The following is an 11339-nucleotide window of genomic DNA, read 5'->3' on the forward strand; positions in this document are numbered from 1 at the left end:
ATTGAGATAGGTTCTTAATATTTTCAACATCTAATTTATTCAAAAAATCAAATAATTTCATATTTTCCAGCCATGCTTTTTCAACCATTTTTTAACCTCATTAGAAAACTTGGGGTCAGAATCTTTTGGTGTACCGTCTTGATTTAATGCTCCTCCTTTTTTCCATGAGCATGCCTCCAAGAACTCCATACGCACCAGCAATCTCTAAAATAGCCATCAGCGGATCCAAATACCCTAATGGTTCACCATTCACACAAGCATAAAGGTTGATTCTACATTGTTCTTGTAGTGGGTCTAAGTGATCAAGTTCACTATGCCACGACACAGATCCCATTCATCAAGATAACAAATTGTGAAAGTATCATATCTTATTCTTTGTTACTTTCCTCGGCTAACAGTTCTTTAATTCCTTTATCATAATATTTTTTATTGCTTTAAAAGTTGCAATCTATGTGGTGTTGCCAATTGAAATGCATAAAGTGACAACTCCGCTAAAAATATACTGCTTATTCCTGTCGAAGTTTAGAACCATCGGGATTACATGCCTCTTCATCGATCAAGGTTGGGTAATAATCTTTTTTATCTTCCATCCCATAAAATAGAGTTCCATGGATTCCCTGAACATCGCACTTCCTAACCCTCCGACCCCACAAATTCTTTAAAGCCTGTCTAACAACTAAATTATCTAAATCAATATCTTCTATAAACGCGATGTTAGTTTTGCCAATAAACAACAATGAAAACTCCTCGTCTGTTGCCGAAAAAATATCATATGTTGCGTTAATTGCGTCATCTATAATCTGTATGTTCATCATTTTCTGACTTTTCCTCCTGAGTATATATTACGATATGGACCACGTCTTTGCCCCGGTTTCTTAGGAGTCTGCACATCCCAATGGTCACCTTGGTTAACATCTTTCGGTAGTCATCAAGATCAGATTCAGTCTTAATTGACTTTGCTGTTTCACGAGCAAAAGCTTCGAGTGCTTTCTTATCCATATTGTCCATCCTTAGCCTTTAAGGCTTAAGTCTAGACAGTTACACAGAATTCAGGACACTCTCAATACATTATTAATGTTAGCACAGCATTTTTAATCTAATCGTAAAAAACTCAACCCTTTTTCTTCAGCTAATTTACTAAAAAATAAAGTACCAGCATAATCTGAAGAATATATATAATTAGTATTTTCCCATCCTTCAAAATAGCTAACTCCCAAGGTCGGGAACACTAGTTTATACAGAGTTCGAGAAGGAATAGTTTCTCTTTTTTGCTTAGCCATTTTTGAAATAGAATCACTATCAGTAAAATACCTAAATGAAATCCTACGTTTTTTACCCCGACCCACTACTTTAAATGTATAACATTTATAATTAGTTGCCATATAAAATGCAAACTCATCTAATTTGCGTAAATAACTCTCTTTTACTGAGTTAGATGAGTTAACATAATCAAGGTATTCCTCTTCATTCAGCCAATGATCAAATACAGAAATAGCGCCTCTTTTCGATTTTATACCATCATTATCTTCATATAAATCTAGTAGGTTAGGGAATATTCTGCATAATTCCTTTTGTGTTTCTTTTGAAACATTAAGTACTCCTCTCCTTGTACAACTAGTTTTAATCTCTTTGCCATTTACCATCTTCGTTGTATGTACCATCTCTATATTTATCCCTTTCCCAATCACGCTTTTTGTTCCACTTTTTCCAGTAACCCCATTATGGCTGTTTCTTCTGGCTCGGACACGTTGGAAGGTAGGTTCCTTAGAACCTTTAGGTCTATAGGCTTGTTTCGACCCTGGGACTTTCTCCCAGTTTTCTTTATCATTTGAGGGACAGCTTTCAGTTTCGCTTTCTTCAGCCTCTTCACTAAAATTGCATAAGTCAGTAAATGTACATATTGCCACGCCAGCAGTAGCAACGACTGCTGCACCAACAACCGCTCCCGGGGGACCCGCGATTACAAATCCTGCTTCGACGCCAGCTAAGGTAGCGTCTCGCCCATCCGGATCCACGTACCCTAACGGGCCACCATTGACATAAGCATAAAGGTTTATCCCACCTTGCTCTTGCAATAGATCACGGTTCAGTCAGCGTCTGAAGAGCCCCTCTCCACTACCTGACCGGAAGAGTTTAAGACTTTTCAAGGTTGTTATATTGCGGGCTTGTATTCAAGAGGTGATACTTAGCTTTTATAAAAGTTGCATATGACAATCACGTTTCTTAGCCTATAAACATAACTTCTTGGAAAACATATCGATGTTGCTGAAACAAAATCAAATGGAACTCACCAGCAGATCACTCTGACACGGGGATCGACTGGGGATTTCATAGCAGACACTGACTCACTATGAAGTTGGGCGGCTAAGGATAGCGGTATCTACACTGGCGCCGTTAGCAGAGATCTTACACAGCTCGGTAGATAAGCTGCTGCATGGTAAAGAAGCAGCTAAGGGACGTAATAAATTCGGACCTACGTCGAAACTGCAACAGCAGATAGAACAGGTAAGGCTACTGCCAAGAGCTAAGCAGCAGTTTGTGATGGAGATGCTAGATACGGTGATTCAGCAATCAGCGCATTAAAAAGCCCGCAGGTGCGGGCTTTAAATTTAAATCAATCCGAGCAATAAATATCAAACGTACATTCTAGATTTAGACGTGCAAGCTGGCTCATTTGTTCAGGCCAAATTGTAGGCCCACCTGAACCTGTTGACCACCAATTACAGTTTACAGTCGCGCTCACACCAGGTTGTCTTTGCAACTTAGACAACATGAATTCTTTATCAGTCAGTTGATTCAGCAACCAAGTTAAGTGATGCCTAATATCTTTTGAAACAACTTTATTTTCTGAAGACAAGCACCAATAAGTGTTTTTTGCAGTTCTTTCATTTCCTCTCGAGTTAACAATTAACTGTCCTTTGTCTTGAGAATAACTAGGTGCTACATCTAGTAGCTCCGTTACCAGAGCACTACTTCCATCCAAATACATCAAAAGCTCTACAAACGTAGACTCACAAGATGGATAACATTGATCGACAGGCGTTCGCCGCGAATTAATCAAAGAGTCTGTCATGGGAGATAGTCTCCAATATTGCCAAGCAGATCGCCAGCATCGTTAACATAATCACCGAGTTTGTCTGCACTCTTTGTAACACTAACTTAATTCTCAGGAAGATAGATAGATTTGGCCTCTATCTCTATCTTATCTCCAGACTGAATCTCGATAGCTATATAGCTATTTCCGTTATCAAGTGCCCTAGGGCCGTCCACCTCGTTAATAGACACGCTCTCACCCCATTCATCTCGCTTCGGCACTTTCAAATCTACAAGGCCCTCTGCGACAATGAAAACATCACTGGAAGTGCTGTTCTTAAGGGTGATCGTAACCACACCTTTAAGCCATTCCACCAACAAAGTTACAAAAATCCAATCGTGCATCATCGTCGTTGTCTCACGGAAAATTTATAGGTAAGTGGGCGGCTGGAGATTCTGGAGGAACAACATTTCCATTGATATCCAGCCGCTGCCCTTGTGGATTATTGACATGCCCATGTGGATTTGAGCAATTCGTATGACAAAGAACGCGCTGCTTCCCAGTCGCTGTATCAACATACGCTCCCTTCCCAGACATAGGGTCCGGTCCTTTGGGCATTAACCCCTTATCTTTGGCTAGCTTGTCAATTTGCTCCGGTGTCTTATTAGCAACGTCTTTGGGGTCAATATGTGGGGACTTTGGCCCCTTTGTAACATCAACCTATCTTGTCAATAAAAAACTCAATATCATCTATCAACCACGATGTGGTTTCGTTCGTGTCTAGATTCTTCACGCAAACATTATCGAATGGAGGTTCTAGCTTTAATTCACCTTCAGCTTTAGATATAAAACTCAAGAAGGCAAGACTATTCTCCGTATCTTTCAGCTTACAAATTACCCTATGGGTTGCGCTAGCTCCCTTCCTTGAATATCTAGAACTGGGACTGATATCGTAACCATATGGAAGCAGAATAACCCCCTCTATGCCTAACTGCTTTTCAACCATTAATTCCCAGTTTGCTTGAATCCAATTATCGACAAAGTATGGATCATTGTCCCAATCCAAGCTCTGCATGACCTGAGTCAACTGCGGCCAGCAAGCCAGCATGAACTGCTGAAAGTTAAGTATTAATTGATGAACTGGCATGTTTATTCCTTATATGGAAGTTTTTTCTTGTCCAAGGCACCATCATATGACTTCAGCCTATTAACATCTACGTGATTTGGTTCGGGGTATTTACCCCACTCTTTCGGATCAATATGATATGAACGACCTGTCTTTGGATTAACATATCCTCCTGTACCATTAGCAGGATCTGGTCCTCGCTTCTCAAACCCCTTATCAGTAAACATCTCATCAATTTCTTTCGCTGTCTTATCTTTAAAAGGGTTACCTAATCCTTTTCCTGTCTTGTTTGTAACACCAGAACACTTTTCAGGCTTAGCTTTTTTAGTTGGCTTAGCTGCTTTATTTGGAGCACCTGTATCTTTCGATTTCTTAATGAACTGCTTAGCTAGCTTAACTAGCCTAGCAACTGCATTTCGCCCATCCGGGTCCACGTACCCCAACGGGTCACCATTTACATAAGCATAGAGGTTTATCCCACCTTGCTCTTGCAATGGATCACGGTTAAGCCAACGGCGCTGATACGGCGAATAGAACCGATACCCAAAATAAACCAATCCACTTTCAAAGTCACTGCGTTTCGTTGAGTAACCAAAGGGTTGTTGGCTGAAATCGCCGCCTTCTACTTGACCATATGGGGTGTATTGATAGCTCTCAACTACCTGGCCAGAAGCGTTTAAGACTTTTTGAACATGGCCTAAATGGTTGTACACATAGGTATAGATGTCACTGCTTGTCTTCGCCACCAGTAGGCCACCGATACCACCCGGTGCAGACTTATCCCAAGCATATTCTTGAAGCACTTCTCCCTGAGCGAAAATAATTCAGCACACGCTAACATATGATCCAAAAAGAAAGGCACCTTGAATCGGTGCCTCTACTCGATGTTTCACTAAATACGTTAAGTGGTAGTTCCTAGCTAAATTTGCGAGCTCTAGGTTTGCTCCCCCTAAAATCAGGTAAGAGCTTTAGATATAATTATTAAATTTAACGATAATAACCAAGCCTTTTGAGCTGATGTAAATATTTAATTTTGAGCATCAGTAGTCCCGGAGAAATAATCAAAACATAACCCGCCACTATGACTAAGGTATCCCTGAGTTCAATGACATCACTGACTGATGATTTATATGCCATAATCGTAAACCACATTGGAGCTGCTATGCAACCGGAAAAAATTAAATATAGAACCAAAGTAAGAATATATTTTATCAGTTGAGGCAGCCGTGATATTAATATTAGGCCATTACAATATAATATTACAGCGACAACAGATAAGAGAGCGATCAGAGCACTAGCCACAATTAAAGATAAAACTGTCATTTTAAATTAGATCCTATTAGTTCACCATTGCCTACTATTACCCCTTCCGTAATAGCCCCTCCTACGTGTTGCGGCCACCTGTTAAGACCGGATGACGTTAAGGGAATGCCCAGTATCGGCGGGCGATAAGGGGGAATAAATTTACCCAGCCCGCTTCCAAGAGGCCCAGCTAATCCGCCAGCTAGTCCAGCACCAAGAATAGCTGGAAGGTTATAATTACAAATATCTGTAGGGTCTTTACCTGATAGAGCATTACCCAACGCTTGTCCTAGACCACTAGCTGCTGCAGAACCAAGAGCTGCCCCCACAGCACCAGATGCTGTCGAATTTGCAACTCCAATTGCCCCTCCCGCTATTGCTCCAACAACCGCTCCAGAAGCTCCACCAGATATGGCTCCGCCGATCCCTCCGGAAATAGCTCCAGTTACGGCCCCAACTATTCCATATCGCCCATCCGGATCGACATACCCCAACGGATCTCCATTCACATAAGCATAGAGGTTAATCCCACCTTGCTCTTAGCCAGTGTCTAATGCTCTCCCTAAAAAGAGAGGATAAGATCACTGATAAATGTGATCGTCAAATCGAGCATTTTTTCTCTAAAAAACGTTACGATTAACCCTGAGCTTACTTCAAGTTGAGCAATCATCAATTTTGGTTTTGATTAACGGTAATGGATAATTAAATACGCCTTTATCGTCGACGACCATGAGCGCTTCAAATTTATTCACGTCAGAAAAGTAGTGAATTTTGGAATGATACTTCATTAAGTATATCTTTTTTCCTTGAATGTCTTCTTCTAGCTTAATCCACGGTCGGTTCTCTTTCGGTACTTGACTCACTCCCTTTCCAAATACAAGCGTGGCAACCTGAGAGTCTTTATCCAAATACATAAATGCATATGAATTACCATTCTTCGAGAGAAAAAGCCAATCACTCGATATCATATAACAAGTTTCACCATCTAATATTACATCCTGACTAACTAACCTCTTTAATTTTAGGAAAAAGACCTTACCCCTTCCATTCCCCAAACCAAAAGTTAATAAATAAGAAATTAAAATAAAGGAAGTTAAAAAAATTAATTTCTTATTCATAAAAGCTCTCCGACAACATATCCAGTGGCAAAATCAACCTTACTGCCTGGCAGCGTGCCCGTCACACTAGTACCTGGTACTGACTTTGCGGCGTTGTAAGTAGCTGAAGCTGCTTTCTTGTAATGATTCTGCATATCATCATAGTAATCGTCACAGTATTGTTGATATTCCTCTCCACTACAGGATTTATCTAACATGCAATCAATCGCTTTTTGCTGATTCTCTCTCGCTGACCTTCCATAATCCATAGCATCAATGCCATCTTGACCTGCATCCAACATGCCATCAAGAATTCCATACGCACCGGCAATCGCTAAAATAGCTATCACCGGATACACATAGCGCCCATCCGGGTCCACGTACCCCAACGGGTCACCATTTACATAAGCATAGAGGTTTATCCCTCCTTGCTCTTGCAATGGATCACGGTTAAGCCAACGGCGCTGATACGGCGAATAGAACCGATACCCAAAATAAACCAATCCACTTTCAAAGTCACTGCGTTTCGTTGAATAACCAAAGGGTTGTTGGTTAAAATCGCCGCCTTCTACTTGACCATACGGGGTGTATTGATAACTCTGAACGGCCTGACCCGAAGCATTTAAGACTTTTTGAACATGGCCTAGATGGTTGTACACATAGGTATAGAAATCACTGCTTGTCTTCGCCACCAGTAGGCCACCAATACCACCTGGTGCCGACTTATCCCAAGCATATTCTTGAACCACCTCTCCCAGTGCGTTACGCTGCTGAAGCTCCACTAACCCAAGCCGAACAAACTGCTTGTCTTCTACCAGCGCTTTATTTTTGTATAGCTGATACTGAGCGAGCATATGGTCATACCCGTAAGCAAATGTCTCACGGTATTTCGTGTCACCCCGGGTAAAACTCAGCTTGATTAAGCGATTTTCTGCATCGTACTCCGCTTTAAACGGCACGCCATCATCCAAGAGTCCCTTAATTGGGTTACCATCTTTATCGTAGACGAACGCTTTGTCGTCTCCATTCCACTCGGTGATCTGGTTAAGTTCATTGTATTTAGCATTGGATTGCTGCCTAGGTAGAAACCAAGCTGGTGTTCCTGTCTGCTCTGCAATTTGTCCTGCTTCATCAAATCGATATTGGTAATCAGCCAGAGTGCCATCTTTACTTTTGTACAAAATCGCACTTAAGTCACCCTTTTCATTTAGCGTCGTCTTTCTGGTCACGCCATTAGGTAAAACTACACTCGCGGAGAACGCCAACGGTGAATAATCGTAGTGATAAGCAAATCGCTGTCCCAACGCATTTATCTCAACGACCCTGCCCAAGTCATCGTACTTATATGCGGTATTTAGCTTACCACCGGCGTACAACTCTGATAACAAATCAAGATTGTTATAGTGCAGGGTTACAGTGTCGTTGTCTCGTGGTCCATCAATCTCAGCAAGACGCCCATTTTTCTCATATTGATATCGGGTAGATCCAATCGCATCTTTCACTTCACTAAGAAGACCGAGCTCATTGTAGCTGTATTCGACACTTGGCGTTTGATCACTGTATTCAATTTTATCTAACTGCTGTTTCTTGTTGAAATGAAGGGTTTTGGTAATGCCTCTAGCATTCGTTACCTTCTTGATTCGACCTTTATTGTATTCGTACTTTAAACTACTGCCATCTGGATAAACCTTCTTACTAAGTTCTCCTGAGGAGGTGTACTCAAAAGACGTTTGGTTTTGATTTTGATCCGTGAGTGATGTAATCAGACCCGCTTTTGAGCGACCAATTTGAATACTGCCTCTGGCAGGGTTGATCACCTCAGTAAGTTGCTTTTTGGCATCATAGCGATACTGGTAATCCCGATCACCTGGCAATGTTTCTTTTTCAAGAATACGAGGACAACTACCAAACTGGCGCTGAATTGTACGGCCCGCCGCATTGTGGATTTTTGTTAAGGTATTAATCTTATTGTATTCAAAGTGCGTTTCGTAATCTGCGGCATCCTTATTGGAGATCACTCGACCTATCTCATCATATCCATAACGACGGACGATCTCTGAACCTACACGAACGGATGTGACTTGGCCTTTTGCATCACGCTCAAATGTGCTGGTGACACCATTTGCATCAGTGGTAGAAATTAAATTACCAGTTGAATCATAGCCATATCGCGTAGTTAATCCGTCCATGTCGGTATATTGAGTCACTCGATGGTGGTCATCATAAGTAAACTGTTCATCACCAAATGGACCGACAATACTTGTCAAATCGAGCCCATTATTCGCATAAATAAATTGCGTTGAACGACCAAGCGAGTCAATGCTTTTCAGCAACTGACCATTGTTCGTCCACGAGTACTCGCTCTTTTGTCCAAAAGGATCCGTTGCTGATTTAAGTTTATTGTCGCTGTAGTACTTGTATTCGAAGCTTGCACCATCTGGATAAGTGATTTCAGAAATTTCACCCCTGCGACCATTTGGCTCCACAAATTCATAAATTGTTTTTGGGGTATCGTAGTGCGAATTGTTTTTTTCGCTCTCGTATTCTTGATAGTGGTCGGCATCTACATACCAAGATCTGCCATGGAAACCGTCAAAATAATATTCCTCTTTCCCACCGGTCGGTAAAGTCACTGTAATGCGATAGTTTTCCCACATTGCAGTACCAGGAGGATTATAAGCATCGAAGTTATTGTGTATACCGTCTGCTGGCTCGATATAAAATTGAGTTTTACCTCTTGCGTCCGTCAACGATGTTACTAAATGATCATCATCGTATGTCAAGGATGCTCGGTAACCCTCCATGTCAGTCATTGCGACTAGGTTTCGTGATTTGTCATATTCAAAAAGGGCATAACGACCAAAAGGATCGTCGACTCTTTCAATCAAACCTGAAGAGTTATATTGAAAATTCGTTACCTGACCTAACGCATCCGTCACGTGCGTCACCTTGGCCGTTTTGTCGTATCCTACTGTGACTCGATTACCCGAGTTATCGACCTCAGCTAGCAAGAAGTTTTGTAGGGCTTTGGTTCCCTCTGGTACCCCGTAAATACGTTGCGAACCGTCTGCATATGTGAGCAGCCACTTTCCATCATCACTCTTAGTCAATGATGTTGACGAGTAACGGTCTGATTGATAAACCCCATGATTATTTAATATAAAAACACTTTCGCTGCCATCTGCTTCAAAAATAGTAACGGCATCACCCGGATCCACTACCAGATAGGACGCGTAATTAAACATCCATCGATGACCAAAAGGTTCATTTTGTGCGAGCACACTTTGTGTATTGTAACTTAGCTTCACCTCAACGCCAGGGCCGACTGTTGTGTCATACCATAGCGGAGTGTCTGTCATATAAAGGTTGAGATTAATGACATTGACCGACCAAATAGGTGCGCCTCTGCCGCGGCAGTTTTTATCTGGGTTACTACCCTCCTTATTAGGGGTATTATCATCAGGTTCTGAACCAGGATCTCCTCCTTCGCTTGGTGGACGTTGGATACCACAACAGCCCCCATGAGTGGAGTTAGCGTCTTCGAGAGACAGTGCTGTCCCGACGGATGATGAAGCCCCCTTAGACAATAAGATAGCGTTACCTTGCCATTCCTTTTCAAGCTGCTCAGCTGAAAAATGAAAACGCCGATTCATCTGTGGGTCAACAATATAAAATTGCCCAGCTTCGACTCGCTCAAGAACCCAGTAATGTCCCTTACCACCGGTTGCTGCTCTACTAACTTGTAAGATTGCTGGTTCAGTTAGAGCGGCTAGTTCACTAACTTTGGCTTTAACTGCAAGTGCGTGATAACCATATTTAACAGCTAACTGCCTCAACTCTTCTATGCTAAAACCTTCAGCCTCATTATCTGGGACATAACCGAGAACTGCTTCAGAATCCTCGAATTGACCATCACCATTGAGTAAATAGGCCAGAGCCCGTGTTCCGCAATCGAGCAAACCGCCAGCCTGATTTTTAAGAAGCGATAACTTACGCAGCCAAATTGAAGCATATGATCTCAACCTCCAGTCTGGTGCGTTCTTCACTACCTCCGCAAATAGGGTTTTTGCCTCTTCTGGATTATTTTCCATCAACCGAAGAACAGCTAAACGACTCTTCGCTTTGGCAACCATTTGTTGAGCGCCTGAATATTCAGAGTCTTGATTTGTTTGGATGACCTCGTTGAACAACTGGTTTGCCGTCGAGTATTGCCCGGTAAAGCGAGCATTACAGGCCATATGTAATGTTGCTTCAGATGCCCAAGCGCTATTTGGGTATTTCTTCCTGAAAATATCAAACTCCACCGATGCTGAAGCATATTGGTGTTTGTTCCAGTTTTGAATCGCTTGTCCAAAAGCCATACGTTCCTGCTCATCATCACTGGCTATTAAGTCCATTAGATGGAACGACTCAGGTTCGAGATTATCTTCAACAGGGTGAGTTGGGGCTAATACGCCCCCTAGTTGTCCCGCCTCACTCAATTGCTTATGTGTTGGAGCCGTGGACAAGTCCATTTCTATTCGTGATGGTGATACTTGCCTAATATCCAAAGCTTCAGTCTCACGACCACAACCTACAAGACTTATTGAGATCGCTAACCACAATGTCAAAATGCGACCATTATTCATTTTAATTACCTTATTTTTCATCGGTTTTTGTTTTTATAATGTCTGTGTCAGACAGCTTCATATCAAATTTTCCGGTCGCCACGTTCTCAACCCACAAGCCTCGATAACGGCTAAAGTTGTAATACGCCATTAAATCGCTTTCACCTGCTCGC

9 protein-coding genes are annotated in these 11339 nt (G+C 42.0%); all 9 read right to left on the reverse strand.

Annotated features, from left to right (window positions below; genetic code table 11):
• Window positions 1-506 precede the first annotated feature (506 nt).
• Window positions 507-815, reverse strand: coding sequence for a hypothetical protein (locus KIV40_RS16980; protein ID WP_285350372.1), 309 nt, complete (start codon window positions 813-815; stop codon window positions 507-509).
• Window positions 790-999, reverse strand: a complete 210-nt coding sequence (locus tag KIV40_RS16985; protein WP_285350384.1) for a hypothetical protein — start codon at window positions 997-999, stop codon at window positions 790-792. Before KIV40_RS16985 ends, KIV40_RS16980 begins: the two co-directional genes overlap by 26 nt.
• Window positions 1000-1091: 92 nt before the next feature.
• Window positions 1092-2075 (reverse strand): hypothetical protein, encoded by a 984-nt coding sequence (locus KIV40_RS16990; RefSeq protein ID WP_285350374.1) that lies wholly within the window; start codon window positions 2073-2075, stop codon window positions 1092-1094.
• 539 nt (window positions 2076-2614) lie between these two features.
• Entirely contained in the window at window positions 2615-3073 is a 459-nt protein-coding gene (locus KIV40_RS16995; protein WP_285350375.1) for a DUF4279 domain-containing protein, read from the reverse strand.
• A gap of 86 nt (window positions 3074-3159) precedes the next feature.
• Window positions 3160-3441, reverse strand: a complete 282-nt coding sequence (locus tag KIV40_RS17000; protein ID WP_285350376.1) for a hypothetical protein — start codon at window positions 3439-3441, stop codon at window positions 3160-3162.
• A 308-nt stretch (window positions 3442-3749) separates the two neighbouring features.
• Entirely contained in the window at window positions 3750-4181 is a 432-nt protein-coding gene (locus KIV40_RS17005; protein ID WP_285350378.1) for a hypothetical protein, read from the reverse strand.
• A gap of 2 nt (window positions 4182-4183) precedes the next feature.
• Window positions 4184-4963 (reverse strand): RHS repeat-associated core domain-containing protein, encoded by a 780-nt coding sequence (locus tag KIV40_RS17010; RefSeq protein ID WP_285350380.1) that lies wholly within the window; start codon window positions 4961-4963, stop codon window positions 4184-4186.
• Between the two features lie 1152 nt (window positions 4964-6115).
• Window positions 6116-6580, reverse strand: a complete 465-nt coding sequence (locus KIV40_RS17015; RefSeq protein WP_285350382.1) for a hypothetical protein — start codon at window positions 6578-6580, stop codon at window positions 6116-6118.
• Window positions 6577-11187 carry an RHS repeat-associated core domain-containing protein gene (locus KIV40_RS17020; protein WP_285350383.1) on the reverse strand — a complete coding sequence of 1537 codons (4611 nt, stop codon included), beginning with the start codon at window positions 11185-11187 and terminating at the stop codon, window positions 6577-6579. The genes KIV40_RS17015 and KIV40_RS17020 overlap by 4 nt, the downstream gene beginning before the upstream one ends.
• Window positions 11188-11339 lie beyond the last annotated feature (152 nt).

It is taken from the genome of Vibrio sp. D173a (assembly GCF_030248475.1).

Coding starts and splice junctions, on each gene's coding strand:
- KIV40_RS16985 (WP_285350384.1), bottom strand. CDS start 999: ATGGATAAGAAAGCACTCGAAGCTTTTGCTCGTGAAACAGCAAAGTCA.
- KIV40_RS17020 (WP_285350383.1), bottom strand. CDS start 11,187: ATGAATAATGGTCGCATTTTGACATTGTGGTTAGCGATCTCAATAAGT.
- KIV40_RS16980 (WP_285350372.1), bottom strand. CDS start 815: ATGATGAACATACAGATTATAGATGACGCAATTAACGCAACATATGAT.
- KIV40_RS16995 (WP_285350375.1), bottom strand. CDS start 3,073: ATGACAGACTCTTTGATTAATTCGCGGCGAACGCCTGTCGATCAATGT.
- KIV40_RS17005 (WP_285350378.1), bottom strand. CDS start 4,181: ATGCCAGTTCATCAATTAATACTTAACTTTCAGCAGTTCATGCTGGCT.
- KIV40_RS17015 (WP_285350382.1), bottom strand. CDS start 6,580: ATGAATAAGAAATTAATTTTTTTAACTTCCTTTATTTTAATTTCTTAT.
- KIV40_RS17000 (WP_285350376.1), bottom strand. CDS start 3,441: ATGATGCACGATTGGATTTTTGTAACTTTGTTGGTGGAATGGCTTAAA.